Here is a 15861-nt window from a genome sequence, read left to right on the forward strand (position 1 = left end):
TACGACCTTCACGAGGGAGCTGTGACCACCATCCTCATCAGGGGCGCCCGCATCCTGGGCGGCGCCCCGCGCGACATCCTGCTGCGCGACGGCCTCGTGGCCGAGATCGGCGACCTCGCGGGCGCCGATGCCGGCCAGACGATCGACGCCGCCGGGCTGGTCGCCCTGCCCGGCCTCGTCGACCTGCACACCCATCTGCGCGAGCCGGGCCGGGAGGACGCCGAGACCGTCGAGACCGGCACCCAGGCCGCGGCGCGCGGCGGCTACACCGCCGTCCACGCGATGGCCAACACCTCCCCGGTGGCCGACACCGCCGGGGTGGTCGAGCAGGTCTGGCGGCTCGGCCAGGAGTCCGGCCACTGCGACGTCCAGCCCGTCGGCGCGGTGACCTCCGGCCTGGAGGGCCGCCAGCTCGCCGAACTCGGCGCGATGGCCGACTCCGCGGCCCGCGTCCGGGTCTTCTCCGACGACGGGAAGTGCGTCTCGGACGCGGTGCTGATGCGCCGGGCGCTGGAGTACGTCAAGGCGTTCGACGGCGTGGTCGCCCAGCACGCCCAGGAGCCCCGGCTCACCGAGGGCGCCCAGCTCAACGAGGGCGAGGTGTCGGCCAGGCTCGGCCTGACCGGCTGGCCGGCCGTCGCCGAGGAGGCGATCATCGCCCGCGACTGCCTGCTCGCCGCGCACGTCGGCTCCCGGCTGCACGTCTGCCACGTCTCCACCGCGGGCTCCGTCGAGATCATCCGGTGGGCCAAGTCGAAGGGCTGGGACGTGACCGCCGAGGTCACCCCGCACCACCTGCTGCTGACCGACTCCTGCGCGGAGACCTCGCCGCTCGGGCCGTACAACCCGATCTACAAGGTGAACCCGCCGCTGCGCACCGCCGAGGACGTGCGGGCGCTGCGCGAGGCCCTCGCCGACGGCACGATCGACTGCGTGGCCACCGACCACGCCCCCCACCCGGTCGAGGACAAGGAGACCGAGTGGGCCGCGGCGGCGATGGGCATGATCGGCTTGGAGACCGCCCTGCCGGTGGTCCAGGAGGCCATGGTCGAGACCGGGCTGCTCGACTGGGCCGGCGTCGCCGACCGCATGTCCGCGCGGCCGGCCAGGATCGGCCGCCTGGCCGGGCACGGCCGGCCCATCGAGCCCGGCGCGCCCGCCAACGTCACCCTGTACGACCCGTCGGTCCGGCGTCCCGTGGACCCCACCGCGATGGCGTCGAAGAGCCGGAACACCCCGTACGAGGGGATGACCCTGCCCGGCCACGTGGTCGCCACGTTCCTGCGCGGCCGCCCCACCGTTCTCGAAGGGAAGCTCGTATGACAGCCCTGCTGGTTCTCGAGGACGGACGCGTCTTCGAGGGAACGCCGTACGGCGCCGTGGGTGAGACGTTCGGCGAGATGGTCTTCAACACCGGCATGACCGGCTACCAGGAGACCCTCACCGACCCCTCCTACCACCGCCAGATCGTGGCGATGACCGCCCCCCACATCGGCAACACCGGCGTCAACGACGAGGACCCCGAGTCCCGCCGCGTCTGGGTCGCGGGCTACGTGGTGCGCGAGCCGTCGCGGATCCCCTCGAACTGGCGCTCCCGCCGGACCCTCGACGACTACCTGCGCGAGCAGGGCGTCGTCGGCATCGCCATGTCCGGCACCCGGGCCCTCACCCGCCACCTGCGCGAGCGCGGCGCGATGCGCGCCGGCGTCTTCAGCGAGGGCGGCGACGTCGCCGAACTGGTCGAGCGCGTGCGGCGCTCGCCCGGCATGGAGGGCGCCGACCTCGCCCGCGAGGTCAGCACGCCCGAGCCGTACGTCGTGCCGGCGCGCGGGCGCAAGCGCTTCACCGTCGCCGCGGTCGACCTCGGCATCAAGGCGATGACCCCCGAGCGGATGGCCGAGCGGGGCTGTGAGGTGCACGTGCTGCCCGCCACCGCCGGCGCCGCCGACATCCTCGCCCTCGGCCCCGACGGCGTCTTCTTCTCCAACGGCCCCGGCGACCCCGCCGCGGCCGGGTACGCGGTCGAGTCGCTGCGCGAGGTGCTGGACGCGAGCGTGCCGTTCTTCGGCATCTGCTTCGGCAACCAGATCCTCGGCCGGGCGCTCGGCCTCGGCACCTACAAGCTGCGGTACGGCCACCGCGGCGTGAACCAGCCCGTGCAGGACCGCAGGACCGGCAAGGTCGAGATCTCCGCGCACAACCACGGCTTCGCCGTGCGGGCGCCGCTCGACGGGCCCTTCGAGACGCCGTACGGCGCGGCGGAGGTCAGCCACGTCAACCTCAACGACGACTGCGTGGAGGGGCTGCGCCTGCTGGACCGCCCGGCGTTCAGCGTCCAGTACCACCCCGAGGCGGCGGCCGGCCCGCACGACGCGGCCTACCTGTTCGACGAGTTCTGCGAGATCATGAACAAGAAGGGGGCCAAGGGTGCCTAAGCGTACGGACATCAGGTCCGTCATGGTGATCGGCTCCGGCCCGATCGTCATCGGACAGGCGTGCGAGTTCGACTACTCGGGCACCCAGGCCTGCCGGGTCCTGCGCAGCGAGGGCTTCCGGGTCGTCCTGGTCAACAGCAACCCGGCCACGATCATGACGGACCCCGAGTTCGCCGACGCCACCTACGTCGAGCCGATCACCCCGGACATCGTCGAGAAGATCATCGCCAAGGAGCGGCCCGACGCGCTGCTGCCCACGCTGGGCGGCCAGACGGCGCTGAACACGGCCGTGGCGCTGCACGAGGCGGGCGTCCTGACCAAGTACGGCGTCGAGCTGATCGGCGCCGACATCGACGCCATCCAGGCGGGGGAGAACCGCGAGCGGTTCAAGGAGATCGTCGCGAAGGTGGCCGCCGAGCACGGCCTCAACGCCGAGTCGGCGCGCAGCGCGATCTGCCACACGATGGACGACTGCCTGCGCGCGGCCGGCGAGCTGGGCTACCCGGTCGTCGTCCGCCCGAGCTTCACGATGGGCGGCGCCGGGTCCGGCTTCGCCCACGACGAGGAGGAGTTGCGCCGCATCGCGGGCGCCGGCCTCGACGCGTCCCCGACCACCGAGGTGCTCCTGGAGGAGTCGATCCTCGGCTGGAAGGAGTACGAGCTGGAGGTCATGCGCGACCGGGCCGACAACGTGGTCATCGTGTGCTCCATCGAGAACATCGACCCGATGGGCGTCCACACCGGCGACAGCGTGACCGTGGCGCCCGCGCTGACGCTGACCGACCGCGAGTACCAGAACATGCGCGACGTCGCGATCGCGGTCATCCGCGAGGTCGGCGTCGACACCGGCGGCTGCAACATCCAGTTCGCGGTCGACCCGGCGACCGGCCGGATGATCGTCATCGAGATGAACCCGCGCGTGTCGCGGTCGTCGGCGCTCGCGTCGAAGGCCACCGGCTTCCCGATCGCCAAGATCGCCGCCAAGCTCGCGATCGGCTACACGCTCGACGAGATCCCCAACGACATCACCAAGGAGACCCCGGCGTCGTTCGAGCCGTCGCTCGACTACATCGTGGTCAAGGTGCCGAGGTTCGCGTTCGAGAAGTTCGCCGGGGCGGACGAGACGCTGACCACCCACATGAAGTCGGTCGGCGAGGCGATGGCGATCGGCCGTTCGTTCCCCGAGGCGCTGCAGAAGGCGCTGCGGTCGCTGGAGAAGAAGGGGTCGTCGTTCACCTGGGCGGGCGAGACCGGCGACCTGGACGCGCTCCTGGAGGCCTGCCGCAGGCCCCACGACGGGCGGCTGCGCACGATGCAGCAGGCCATCAGGGCCGGCGCCACCCCCGAGCAGGTCCACGAGGCCACCTCGGTCGACCCGTGGTTCGTCGACCAGCTCTTCGCGATCGACGAGGTCGCCCGGTCGATCACCGCGCTCGACCGGCCCACCCTGGAGACGGCCAAGCGGCACGGCTTCAGCGACGCGCAGATCGCCGAGATCCTCGGCGTGGCGGAGGCCGAGGTGCGCTCGGCCCGGTACGAGCTGGGCCTGCGGCCCGTCTACAACACCGTGGACACCTGCGCCGCCGAGTTCGCCGCGCGCACGCCCTACCTCTACTCCACGTACGACGAGGAGACCGAGGTGCCGGTGGGGGACCGGCCCAAGGTGATCATCCTGGGCAGCGGGCCCAACCGCATCGGCCAGGGCATCGAGTTCGACTACGCCTGCGTCCACGCGTCGTTCGAGCTGGCCAAGGCCGGCTACGAGACCGTGATGGTCAACTGCAACCCCGAGACCGTCTCGACCGACTACGACACCTCCGACCGGCTCTACTTCGAGCCGCTCACGCTGGAGGACGTGCTGGAGGTCGTGCACGCCGAGCAGGAGACCGGGCCGGTCGCGGGAGTGGTCGTCCAGCTCGGCGGCCAGACGCCGCTCGGGCTCGCCCAGGCGCTCAAGGACGCCGGGGTGCCGGTGGTCGGCACCTCGCCCGAGGCGATCCACCTCGCCGAGGACCGCGGGGCGTTCGGCCGGGTCCTCGCCGAGGCCGGGCTGACCGCGCCCAAGCACGGCACCGCGACGACCGTGGACGAGGCCAGGGCGGTCGCCGAGGAGATCGGCTACCCCGTGCTCGTACGGCCGTCGTACGTCCTCGGCGGGGCCGGCATGGCCATCGTGTACGACGAGGACACGCTCGCGACCTACATGTCCAGGGCGGCCTCGGAGCACCCGGTGCTGATCGACCGGTTCCTCGACGACGCCATCGAGATCGACGTGGACGCGTTGTTCGACGGCGAGGAGCTCTACCTCGGCGGCGTCATGGAGCACATCGAGGAGGCCGGCATCCACTCCGGCGACTCGGCGTGCGCGCTGCCCCCGATCACGCTGGGCGGCTACGACATCAAGCGGATCCGCGCGGCCACCGAGGCCATCGCCCGCGGCGTCGGCGTGCGCGGCCTGCTGAACGTCCAGTACGCGCTGGCCGCGAACGTGCTCTACGTCCTGGAGGCCAACCCCAGGGCCAGCCGTACGGTGCCGTTCGTGTCCAAGGCCACGGCGGTGCCGCTGGCCAAGGCCGCGGCGCGGCTGACGATGGGCGCGACGATCGCCGAACTGCGCGCCGAGGGCATGCTGCCGGACGGCTACGACGGCGGCACCCTGCCGCTGGACGCGCCGGTGGCGGTCAAGGAGGCGGTGCTGCCGTTCAACCGGTTCCGCGGCGTCGACACCGTTCTCGGGCCGGAGATGCGCTCGACCGGCGAGGTCATGGGCATCGACGAGTTCTTCGGCACGGCCTACGCCAAGTCGCAGTCGGCCGCGTACGGCGCGCTGCCCACCAAGGGCCGGGCGTTCGTCTCGGTGGCGAACAAGGACAAGCGGGCCGCGATCTTCCCCGTCAAGGCGCTGGCGGACCTCGGGTTCGAGATCCTCGCCACGGAGGGCACCGCGGAGGTGCTGCGCCGCAACGGCGTCCGTGCCAGGATCGTGCGCAAGCAGAGCGAGGGGACGGGCCCCGGCGGCGAGCCGACGATCGTGCGGCGCATCCTCGACGGGGAGGTGGATCTCATCGTGAACACCCCGTTCGGCAGCCCCGGCCAGTCCGGGCCGCGCCTGGACGGCTACGAGATCCGCACCGCCGCGGTCAACCGCGGCATCGCCTGCATCACCACCGTCCAGGGCCTCGCCGCCGCTGTCCAGGGCATCCAGCACATCGTCCGGGGCGACATCGACGTGTGTTCCCTCCAGGAACACGCCAGGAGGCTGCGAGACTGACCCGGGACAGCGGAGCGCGCCACGAGCGCAAAGGAGCAGGGAGTGGCCGGGAGTCCGGTTCAGGTCACGGGCACGGTGCTGACGACGCGCCGGGTGGACGCCTACCATGCGCTCACCGTCGTCGCCCCGGGCATCGCCGACCGGTTCCGGCCCGGCCACTTCGTCACGGTCGCCGTGGGCGGCCGGAACACCTCGATGCTCACCCGGCGGGCCTTCACCGTCCACGACGTGAAGCCGGACTACGGTGGCACGGTGGAGCTCGTCTTCGGCGTGCGCGGCGCGGGGACGGCCTGGCTCGCCGATCTCAGGGTGCGCGACACACTCGACCTGGTCGGCCCGCTGGGCCGGCCCTTCCCGCTGCCCCGTGACCCCTGCACCTGCGTGCTGGTGGGCGACGAGCACGGCTCGGCGGCGCTGTTCGCGCTGGGCGACGCGCTGCAGCAGCGGGGCTGCCGGGTCGACTTCGTGCTCGGGGCGCCGTCGGCCGACCGGGTCTTCGGCGCCCTGCGGGCCCGCCGGATGGGCGAGACGACCACGCTGACCACCGAGGACGGCTCCCTCGGCATGCGCGGCAGGGTGACCGACGTGCTGCCCGGGGTGATCGCCGACGCGCGGGCCGACGTCGTCTACGCCTGCGGCCCGATGGAGACGCTGCGCGGCGTCACCGCGGTCGCGGCCGAGTTCGGCATCCCGGTGCAGGTCGCCGTGGAGGAGCGGATGGCGTGCGGCATCGGCGTCTGCATGACGTGCGTGGTGCCGGTCATCGGCGACGACGGCGTGACCCGGATGCTCCGCGCGTGCGCCGACGGGCCGGTGTTCCGCGGCGAGCGCGTGCGGTTCGACGACGTCGGAACGATCCCGTTCGACGCGCTCGGCGCGCCAGGCGGACGGCATGCCTGAGCCGGGGCGGAGGCGCCGGCGGTGATGGCCGACCTCCGGACCTATCTGGCGCACGTGGAACTGCCCAACCCGATCCTGACCGCCTCCGGCTGCGGCGGGACCGGCCGTGAGCTGGCCCAGTTCTCCGACGTCCACCGGCTGGGCGCGTTCGTCACCCGGTCGATCACCATGGCCCCGCGCGCGGGACGGCCGACGCCGCGCATGGCCGAGACCCCCTCCGGGCTGCTGAACGCCGTGGGCCTCCAGGGCCCCGGCGTCGAGGCGTTCCTGGAGCGCGAGCTGCCCTGGCTGGCCGAGCGGGGCGCCCGCACGGTCGTGTCGATCGGCGGCGGCACCGTGACCGAGTACACCGCGCTGGCGCGGCGCCTGGCCGAGGTCTCCGGCGTCACCGCCGTCGAGGTCAACCTGTCGTGCCCGAACGTCGAGGACCGCGGCAGGGTGTTCGCCCGCGAGGGCTCGGCCGCCGCGGAGGTCGTGGCCTCGGTGCGCGCGGCCACGCCGTACGACGTGCCGGTGATCGCCAAGCTGTCGCCGGACGTGGCCGACATCGTCGCCGTCGCGCGCGCGTGCGTGGACGGAGGCGCCGACGCCCTCGCGATGATCAACACGCCGGTCGGGATGAGCATCGACGTGGACACGATGCGCCCCGCGCTCGCGGCCGGCACCGGGGGCCTGTCCGGCCCCGCCGTACGGCCCCTGGCGGTGCGCTGCGTGTGGCAGGTGCACGCCGCGCTGCCCGGGGTGCCGATCGTGGGCATGGGCGGCGTGACGACCGGCAGGGACGCCCTCGAGCTCGTCCTGGCGGGCGCCTGCGCCGTCGCGGTGGGCACGGCCCTGTTCCACGACCCCTACGCCTGCCCGCGCGTCCTCAGGGAGCTTGAGGAGCTTCTGCAGGCGCGCGGGTTCGACCGCCTCGCCGACGCCGTGGGCCTGGCCCACCGCCCGGCGGGCGCGCAACCACGCACACGCACGGATCTCGAGGAGAGTTCGCTTTGACCACGCCCGCCCCCATCGCCGTCGCCCTGGACGCGCCCGACCTGGAGACCGCGGCCCGCTGGGCCGGCCTGGTCACCCCGCACGTCTCCACGGTGAAGGTGGGACTGGAACTGTACCTGCGGTACGGGCCCGACGTGATCGCCTCGGTGCGCGGCGCGAGCGGCGTGCAGGTCTTCCTGGACCTGAAGCTGCACGACATCCCGAACACCGTGGGCGCCGCCGCCCGGGCCGTCGCCCGGCTCAAGCCCACCTACCTGACCGTGCACGCCGCAGGGGGTCCCGCCATGGTCAGGGCGGCCGTCGAGGCGTCCCCCGGCACGCGCATCGCGGCCGTGACGCTCCTGACGTCGCTCTCGGAGGCCGATCTCCGCGAGGTGGGCATCCAGGGACCCCCGGTCGACGCCGCGCGCCGTATGGCCGCCGTGGCCGTCGGAGCGGGGGCGCAGGCCCTGGTCTGCTCGCCCCGGGAGGTCGCCGCGGTGCGGGCGGAGGTCGGTCCGGAGATCACGCTCATCACCCCCGGCGTACGGCCCGCGGGAGCCGAGACGCAGGACCAGGCGAGGGTGGCCACCCCCGAGCACGCCGTCGCCCAGGGGGCCGACCTCCTCGTGATCGGGCGGCCCATCACCGGGGCGCCCGACCCCGGCGCCGCCGCCGCCGCGATCGCCGCCGCGCTCCGCCGCGTGCGCCCCGTGGGCACTCCGTGAGCACCCCCTGAAAATCCCTGAACGTCTCATCGGGCCCGTCACCAAGCGTCATCCGGTTCCGGGCCTGCTGAGGCGGTTTTGATCTACACAGAGTAACTTTTCCAATACTGGAAGTAGTAAAATCAATTTTATGGTCCGAGAACCGTCTCTTGACGTTGCCGATACGGCCAAGACCAGCTAGTTTCCCCCATCGTCCGAGTACATCGACATGAAATTCGAGGTGACCCGGCGTGGCTCTTCCTCCCCTGACCCCCGAGCAGCGCGCCGCAGCTCTTGAGAAGGCTGCCAAAGCACGCAAGGAGCGTGCCGAGGTCAAGAACCGGCTCAAGCACGGCGCGGTTTCTCTGGCTGAGGTGCTGAAGGATGGGCAGACCGACGACGTCATCGGCAAGATGAAGGTCTCGGCTCTGCTGGAGTCGCTCCCTGGCGTCGGCAAGGTCCGCGCCAAGCAGCTCATGGAGCGCCTTGGTATCGCCGAATCCCGCCGTGTGCGGGGTCTCGGCGCCAACCAGCGCGCCTCCCTGGAGCGCGAGTTCGGCGGCGCCGAGAGCTGATCTCGGCGGCGTACGAACGAGTTCACGGGGGTACGGAGTGACCGACACGTCCTGGTCCGCTGGAGATCGGGCCCATGAGGCGGCCACCTGCAGCGGGTCCCGGGCACGCGGAGGTGACTCCACGCCCCGCCCGCGCCTGACGGTCCTGTCCGGTCCGTCGGGTGTGGGCAAGTCCACGGTCGTCGCCGAGCTCCGGCGGTCCCACCCGGAGGTGTGGCTGTCGGTCTCGGTGACAACCCGGAAACCCCGCCCGGGGGAGACGCACGGCGTGGAGTACTTCTTCGCCGGCAACGACGAGTTCGACCGGCTCGTCGCCTCCGGCGAGCTTCTCGAGTGGGCCGAGTTCGCCGGCAACCGGTACGGCACGCCCAGGCGTGCGGTGCTGGAGAAGCTGGCGGCGGGCGTCCCCACTCTGCTGGAGATCGACCTGCAGGGCGCCAGGCAGGTGCGCAGGACCATGCCCGAGGCCCTGCTGGTGTTCCTGGCCCCGCCGACCTGGGAGGAGCTGGAGCGGCGGCTGCGCGGCCGCGGCACCGAGCCTCCCGACGTGATCGCCCGCCGTCTTGAGGCGGGGCGCGTCGAGATGGCGGCGGAGAAGGAGTTCGACCTCACCCTCGTCAACACGTCGGTCAATGACGTGTGCCACCGGCTGATAACCTTGCTGGGACACTCACCTAGCTAGGGGAATCACTGACGTGGCAAGCAGCGCCGCCTACGCGGAAGGCATCACCAACCCGTCGATCGACTCGCTCCTCGACATCGTCGACAGCAAGTACAGCCTTGTGATCATGGGTGCGAAGCGGGCGCGCCAGATCAACGCCTACTACTCCCAGCTCGGCGAGGGCCTGCTGGAGTACGTCGGCCCCCTCGTGGAGACCCACGCCCAGGAGAAGCCGCTGTCCATCGCCCTGCGCGAGGTCGCCGAGGGCCTGCTGACCTCCGAGCCCATCGAGGGCTGACCCCCGCCCCGCCCACGGACAAGCGGGAATCCCCGAGCGAGCCGGAGGGGCGCGCCGGTTTCTGGACCGAGGAGCGCGCGGGAGCGAAGCGACCAGAGCGCGACGAGGGCTGTGTTCCCAGCGAGCCTCCGGCACGACATATCGGAAGTGAGCGCCCCGATGAGCGACGCGGGAAACACATGACATCCATCGTGCTGGGTGTGAGCGCGGGCATCGCGGTCTACAAGTCCTGCGAGCTGTTGCGTCTCTTCACGGAGTCGGGACACGACGTGCGCGTCGTGCCGACCAGGGACGCCCTGCGTTTCGTCGGCGAGCCGACCTGGGCCGCGCTCTCGGGCAATCCGGTGACCACCGAGGTGTGGGAGTCGGTGCACGAGGTGCCGCACGTGCGCATCGGGCAGTCCGCCGACCTGGTGGTCGTCGCCCCGGCGACGGCGGACGTGCTGGCCCGGGCCGCGCACGGCATGGCGAACGACCTGCTGACCAACACCCTGCTCACGGCGCGCTGCCCGGTGGTGTTCGCGCCCGCGATGCACACCGAGATGTGGGAGCACCCCGCCACGCGCGCCAACGTGGCGACGCTGCGGGAGCGAGGCGCGGTGGTGATCGAACCCGCGACCGGCAGGCTCACCGGCGCCGACACGGGCCCCGGGCGGCTGCCGGACCCCGCCGAGATCTTCGAGGTCTGCCGGCGCGTGCTCGCGGGCCGCGGCGGCGATCTGGCGGGGCGGCACGTCGTCGTCTCCGCGGGCGGCACCCGTGAGGCGATCGATCCCGTCCGCTTCATCGGCAACCGCTCCTCCGGGCTGCAGGGATACGCCCTCGCCCGTACGGCCGTCGCCAGGGGCGCGGAGGTCACGCTGGTGTCGGCCAACGTGGCGCTGCCCGACCCGGCGGGCGCGAAGGTCGTGCGGGTCGAGTCGGCGACCCAGCTCCGCGAGGCGGTCCTGGCCGCGGCGGAGCACGCCGACGCCGTCGTCATGGCCGCCGCCGTCGCGGACTTCCGGCCCGTACGGCAGAGCGGCACGAAGATCAAGAAATCCGCTGCCGAGCCCGATCCAATCCATCTCACGAAAAATCCGGACATCCTGGCTGAGCTGGGGGAGACCCGCCGGGCCGGGAGCGGGACGCACCCCCGGGTGATCGTCGGTTTCGCGGCGGAGACGGACGACGTGCTCGCCAACGGGCGCGCCAAGCTGGAACGCAAGGGCTGCGACCTGCTCGTGGTCAACCAGGTGGGGGAGAACCTGGCGTTCGGCACGCCCGACAACGCCGCTGTCGTCCTCACAGCGGAGGGCGACTCGGTGGAGATTCCGAGGGGTCCCAAAGAGGATCTCGCCGACGTAGTGTGGAACCTGGTGGTACGGCGTCTCCCCTGACCCCTCGTGGACCTCGACCCTCGTGGACCTCGCGTGGTGCCGGTGCGGGCGTCCGTGCCCGCCTCCGCAGGGTGCGTCGAGGGAGCGATCGCCATGCCGGTGTCCGCCACGATCCGAGAGCGCTGCCGGGCCATGCTCGGCCCCGGCGAGGACATCCGCTACGTCTTTCCCGCGGTGGCGCTGCCTCCTCCCGCCATGATCAGTTTTCTCGTCGTCGTGACGAACCGCTCGGTCACGCTGCTGTCCACCAAGATGCTCACGCGGGACGAGCCGTCGCGGGTGTGGGCCCGCTACCCGCGCCGCACCCGCCTCGGGCCGGTCGAGTTCGGGTCGGGGCCGAGGATCGAGATCGACGGCATGACCCTGGAGGTCGACGACGAGTACGCGGCGGTGGTCGCGGCCGCGGACGCCGAGGCATTCTCCCCGGGTGACCTGCCCAGAGATCCTCTCCCCGACCTCTGACGGGCGTCCGGCGCCCCCGAGGGCACGTCCTTCCCGCCGCCGATCGGGGGACGGGTGACAGAGCCGGTACCGGTGTGGCTGTCCCGCGCCGCATCGCCTGAGGCTAGACTCGCGTGAGCATCGAACGGCCGCCGGTAGGCCCTACCGCCGGTCGTTCACAGACGTCAGCAGCCGCTGCATGAGGAGCCCAGAGTTGTCCCGTCGCCTGTTCACCTCCGAGTCGGTCACCGAGGGCCACCCGGACAAGATCGCTGACCAGATCAGTGACGCGATTCTCGACGCGATGCTCAAGGACGACCCGAAGAGCCGGGTCGCCGTCGAGACGCTGATCACCACTGGCCAGGTCCACGTCGCCGGCGAGGTGACGACGGAGACCTACGTCGACATCCCCGCCCTGATCCGGGAGAAGATCCTCGAGATCGGGTACGACGCCTCCCACAAGGGCTTCGACGGCGCCTCCTGCGGCGTGTCGGTGTCCATCGGCGCCCAGTCGCCCGACATCGCCCAGGGCGTGGACGACGCCTACGAGCACCGTGCGGGCGAGGGCGCCGACGACTTCGACCGCCAGGGCGCGGGCGACCAGGGCCTGATGTTCGGCTACGCCTGCCGCGAGACCCCCGAGCTGATGCCGCTGCCGATCACGCTCGCGCACCGGATGGCCCGGCGCCTGTCGGAGGTCCGCAAGAACGGGACCGTTCCCTACCTCCGCCCGGACGGCAAGACCCAGGTCACGATCGAGTACGACGGCGACCGGCCGGTCCGCCTCGACACCGTGGTGGTCTCCACCCAGCACGCCCCGGAGATCGACCTGCGGGAGATGCTGGCCCCCGACATCCGCGAGCACGTCGTGGAGCCGGTGCTGGCCGACCTGGAGATCGAGACCGAGGGCTACCGCCTGCTGGTGAACCCGACCGGCCGCTTCGAGATCGGCGGCCCCATGGGCGACGCCGGGCTCACCGGCCGCAAGATCATCATTGACACGTACGGCGGTATGGCCCGCCACGGCGGCGGCGCCTTCTCGGGCAAGGACCCGTCCAAGGTGGACCGTTCGGCTGCCTACGCGATGCGCTGGGTCGCCAAGAACGTCGTCGCGGCCGGTCTGGCCGACCGCTGCGAGGTCCAGGTGGCGTACGCGATCGGCAAGGCGCAGCCGGTCGGCCTCTTCGTCGAGACGTTCGGCACCGAGAAGGTGCCGGTCAACGCGATCCAAGACGCGGTGCTCCAGGTCTTCGACCTGCGCCCGGCCGCGATCATCCGCGACCTCGACCTGCTGCGCCCGATCTACTCCGAGACCGCCGCGTACGGCCACTTCGGCCGTGAGGGCGTCTCCTGGGAGTCCACCGACCGGGCCGACGCCCTGCGCACCGCCGCAGGCCTGTGACCCGTCCCTGAAAAACCCCGGCACCGGGCTTCGGTGCCGGCTGGACTTCGGCGCCGTCGTCCGGCGCCGCCCTTCGCGGCGGCGCCGGACGAGCACGCCCGGCTGCGGCACGCCGGTCCGGATCCTCGGGCGGCATCGCCCACAGCCTGCGGGCCTGGAGGCGATTGCGGCCCGCCAGGTCTGGTAGGACGTACACGTGACCGAGCCGACCCGTGCCCCTCATCCGCAGGAGGCGCTCCTCCCGGTGCCTCCCGCCGCCGGGAAGCGGTACACCCGGCTCACCGAGCGGACGCGTGGCAGCAGTCAGCGGACCGGTGGCGGCACCGAGCGGGCGGGTGCGCGCAAGGGGGCGCGTGAGGCCGCGGCGAGCCTTCCGGTCGCCCGGATCGTCGTGGACACGCCGTTACCGCACCTGGACCGGCCGTTCGACTACCTTGTCCCCGCCGCGATGGACGCCGAGGCCGTGCCCGGTTGCCGCGTGCGGGTCCGCTTCGCCGGCCAGCTGGCCGACGGCTACCTGCTCGAACGGCTGGCCGAGAGCGAGCACGAGGGACGGTTGTCCTTCCTGGAGCGGGTGATCTCCCCGGAGCCCGTTCTCACCCCCGAGATCGCCCGCCTGGCCCGCGCGGTGGCCGACCGCTATGCCGGGACCCTGCCCGACGTCCTGCGGCTGGCGATCCCGCCGCGGCACGCCCGGGTCGAGGCCGAGGCGCGCACTCCCGTCCGCCGCGCCGATCTGCCTGCCGATCTCCCCGCCGACAACGGCGCCGCCGCCCCGGCGGAGGGCGACGAGGCGGGCCGGGTGACGACGAGCCCGGCATCCGTACGGGAGGAAGACCCAGCCGCCGAGACGGCGGACGCGACCCCGGTGCGGGGGGACGACGCGAACCGGGATGACGCGGACCGGGATGCGAAGAGCGCGGCCCCAGTGCGGGGGGACGACGCGGACCGGGACACGGAGAGCGCGGTCCCGGCGCGGGACGACGGCGCGGATCGTGAAGGGGCGCGGCGGGAGCACGCGACGGGGGAGCACATGAGGCCCGCGCCGCAGCACGGCGACCGGCCCACGCCGGTGAGCGCGTACGCGGGTCCGTGGGAGGCATATCCGGCGGGGGTCTCGTTCCTGGAGGCGCTGGCGGAGGGCAGGGCGCCGCGGGCGGTGTGGACCGCCCTGCCCGGCACGGACGCCGGCGGACCGGCCTGGCCCCACGCCATCGCGGCGGCCGCGCGGGCGACGCTGGACGGCGGCCGGGGCGTCGTCGTGGTGCTTCCCGACGGCAAGGACGTGGCGCTGGTGGCCGAGGCGCTGGGCGACACCCCGCACGTCGCGATCACCGCGGACCTCGGGCCCGCCGAGCGATACCGGCGCTGGCTCAAGGCGCTGCGCGGGGAGGCCGGCATCGCGGTGGGCAACCGCCCCGCGGCCTTCGCCCCGGTGGCCCGGCTGGGCCTCGCGGTCATCTGGGACGACGGCGACGACCTGCACGCCGAGCGCCACGCCCCCTATCCCCACGCGCGGGAGGTTCTCGGCCTGCGCGCCCACCAGGCGGGCGCGGGCCTGCTCGTCGGGGGCTACGCCCGCACCGCCGAGGCGACGGCGCTCGTCGAGACGGGCTGGGCCGGCCCGCTCGTGCCCGACCGCGCGGCGGTGCGGGCGCGGGCCCCGAGGGTCCGCCCGGCGGGCGACGACGCCGAGATGGCTCGCGACCAGGCGGCCAGGGCCGCCCGCCTGCCCAGTGTCGCCTGGCGGGCGCTGCGCGAGGGCCTGGAGCACGGGCCGGTTCTCGTGCAGGTGCCGCGCAGGGGCTACCTGCCCGCGCTCGCGTGCCGCCACTGCCGCGCCCCCGCCCGCTGCTCGGGCGCGCAGCCGGTGCGCCTCACCACGGAACCGTCGCATACAGGGCCGTCGCATACAGGGCCGCCGAACACAGGGCGGTCGTACGCGGGGCAGCCGAACACAGGGTCGTCGCACACAGGGTCGCCGAACACAGGGCCGTCGTACGCGGAGCCGTCAGACGGGGAGCCGTCGTACACGGGGCCGGTCTGCTCGGGACCCCTGGCCCTGCGCGGCGGGCACGCCATGCCGTACTGCCGCTGGTGCGGCCGGATCGCGGGTGACTGGCGCTGCCCCTCCTGCGGGGGGAACGGCGTGCGGGCCGTCATCGTCGGCGCCCGGCGCACGGCGGAGGAGCTGGGCCGGGCCTTCCCGTCCGTCGCCGTGCGCACGAGCGGGCGGGACGGCGTCCTGGCCAGGGTGAGCGGGGCTCCGGCGCTGGTCGTGGCGACTCCCGGGGCCGAACCGGTGCCCGACGGCGGCTACGCGGCCGCCGTGCTGCTCGACGGATGGGCCCTGCTCGGCCGTCCCGACCTGCGCGCGGCCGAGGAGACCCTGCGGCGCTGGGCGAACGCCGCCGCGCTGCTGCGGCCGGCGGGTGAGCTGGTCGTCATGGCCGACGCGGCGGTCCCGGCCGTACAGGCCCTGCTGCGCTGGGACCCCGTCACCTTCGCCGAGCGGGAGCTCGACGACCGGGCCGAGCTGGGCTTCCCGCCGGCCGTGCGGATGGCGACGCTGACCGGCCCGGCGGCCGCCGTCAGGGAGACGCTCGCGGACGCCGGTCTGCCCCCGGGCGCGCAGGTGCTGGGGCCGGTGCCGGTGGACGGAGGGCAGGAGCGTGCCATGGTCCGGGTGCCGCGCCACCTCGGCTCGGCGCTCGCCCGAGCGCTCAAAGGAGCCTCCGGAGTGCGCTCGGCACGCAAGGCACCGGACGTGGTCCGAGTGAACATTGATCCGCTCGATCTCATCTGACCGATTCGCCT

Annotated in this window: 13 protein-coding genes; all 13 read left to right on the forward strand. The window is 73.0% G+C overall.

The features are described 5' to 3' along the window. Positions 1 to 21 precede the first annotated feature (21 nt). The 13 genes from Mam01_RS01595 to Mam01_RS01660 all read left to right on the forward strand — a co-directional run bounded on the left by Mam01_RS01595 (position 22) and on the right by Mam01_RS01660 (position 15850). Positions 22 to 1323 carry a dihydroorotase gene (locus tag Mam01_RS01595; protein WP_204283571.1) on the forward strand — a complete coding sequence of 434 codons (1302 nt, stop codon included), beginning with the start codon at positions 22 to 24 and terminating at the stop codon, positions 1321 to 1323. Continuing rightward, positions 1320 to 2435 carry a glutamine-hydrolyzing carbamoyl-phosphate synthase small subunit gene (gene carA, locus Mam01_RS01600; RefSeq protein WP_204283572.1) on the forward strand — a complete coding sequence of 372 codons (1116 nt, stop codon included), beginning with the start codon at positions 1320 to 1322 and terminating at the stop codon, positions 2433 to 2435. The genes Mam01_RS01595 and carA overlap by 4 nt, the downstream gene beginning before the upstream one ends. Beyond that, positions 2428 to 5706, forward strand: coding sequence for a carbamoyl-phosphate synthase large subunit (gene carB, locus Mam01_RS01605; RefSeq protein WP_204283574.1), 3279 nt, complete (start codon positions 2428 to 2430; stop codon positions 5704 to 5706). The genes carA and carB overlap by 8 nt, the downstream gene beginning before the upstream one ends. Before the next feature lie 42 nt (positions 5707 to 5748). Beyond that, entirely contained in the window at positions 5749 to 6606 is an 858-nt protein-coding gene (locus tag Mam01_RS01610; RefSeq protein ID WP_204283576.1) for a dihydroorotate dehydrogenase electron transfer subunit, read from the forward strand. Between the two features lie 24 nt (positions 6607 to 6630). Beyond that, on the forward strand, positions 6631 to 7602 hold the full coding sequence (locus Mam01_RS01615) for a dihydroorotate dehydrogenase (protein ID WP_204283578.1): 972 nt from the start codon (positions 6631 to 6633) through the stop codon (positions 7600 to 7602). Then, on the forward strand, positions 7599 to 8309 hold the full coding sequence (gene pyrF, locus Mam01_RS01620; protein WP_204283580.1) for an orotidine-5'-phosphate decarboxylase: 711 nt from the start codon (positions 7599 to 7601) through the stop codon (positions 8307 to 8309). Before Mam01_RS01615 ends, pyrF begins: the two co-directional genes overlap by 4 nt. Positions 8310 to 8539: 230 nt before the next feature. After that, positions 8540 to 8863 (forward strand): integration host factor, actinobacterial type, encoded by a 324-nt coding sequence (gene mihF, locus Mam01_RS01625; protein ID WP_030450375.1) that lies wholly within the window; start codon positions 8540 to 8542, stop codon positions 8861 to 8863. Positions 8864 to 8999: 136 nt separating this feature from the next. Then, positions 9000 to 9545: a guanylate kinase gene (gene gmk, locus Mam01_RS01630; protein ID WP_150933374.1), complete on the forward strand. Its 546-nt coding sequence runs from the start codon at positions 9000 to 9002 to the stop codon at positions 9543 to 9545. Positions 9546 to 9558: 13 nt separating this feature from the next. Continuing rightward, positions 9559 to 9822 (forward strand): DNA-directed RNA polymerase subunit omega, encoded by a 264-nt coding sequence (rpoZ, locus tag Mam01_RS01635; protein WP_117408572.1) that lies wholly within the window; start codon positions 9559 to 9561, stop codon positions 9820 to 9822. Between the two features lie 179 nt (positions 9823 to 10001). Further along, positions 10002 to 11201, forward strand: a complete 1200-nt coding sequence (gene coaBC / locus Mam01_RS01640) for a bifunctional phosphopantothenoylcysteine decarboxylase/phosphopantothenate--cysteine ligase CoaBC (protein WP_204283582.1) — start codon at positions 10002 to 10004, stop codon at positions 11199 to 11201. 93 nt (positions 11202 to 11294) lie between these two features. Then, entirely contained in the window at positions 11295 to 11663 is a 369-nt protein-coding gene (locus Mam01_RS01645) for a hypothetical protein (protein WP_117408574.1), read from the forward strand. A gap of 193 nt (positions 11664 to 11856) precedes the next feature. After that, a complete protein-coding gene (gene metK, locus Mam01_RS01650; protein WP_150933041.1) occupies positions 11857 to 13044 on the forward strand; it encodes a methionine adenosyltransferase in 1188 nt (395 codons plus the stop codon). Positions 13045 to 13240: 196 nt separating this feature from the next. Then, complete coding sequence (locus Mam01_RS01660) at positions 13241 to 15850, forward strand: primosomal protein N' (RefSeq protein WP_373868673.1); 2610 nt, start codon at positions 13241 to 13243, stop codon at positions 15848 to 15850. Positions 15851 to 15861: the final 11 nt, after the last annotated feature.

It is taken from the genome of Microbispora amethystogenes, from assembly GCF_016863015.1.
In the GTDB taxonomy this organism is placed as follows: Bacteria; Actinomycetota; Actinomycetes; order Streptosporangiales; family Streptosporangiaceae; genus Microbispora; species Microbispora amethystogenes.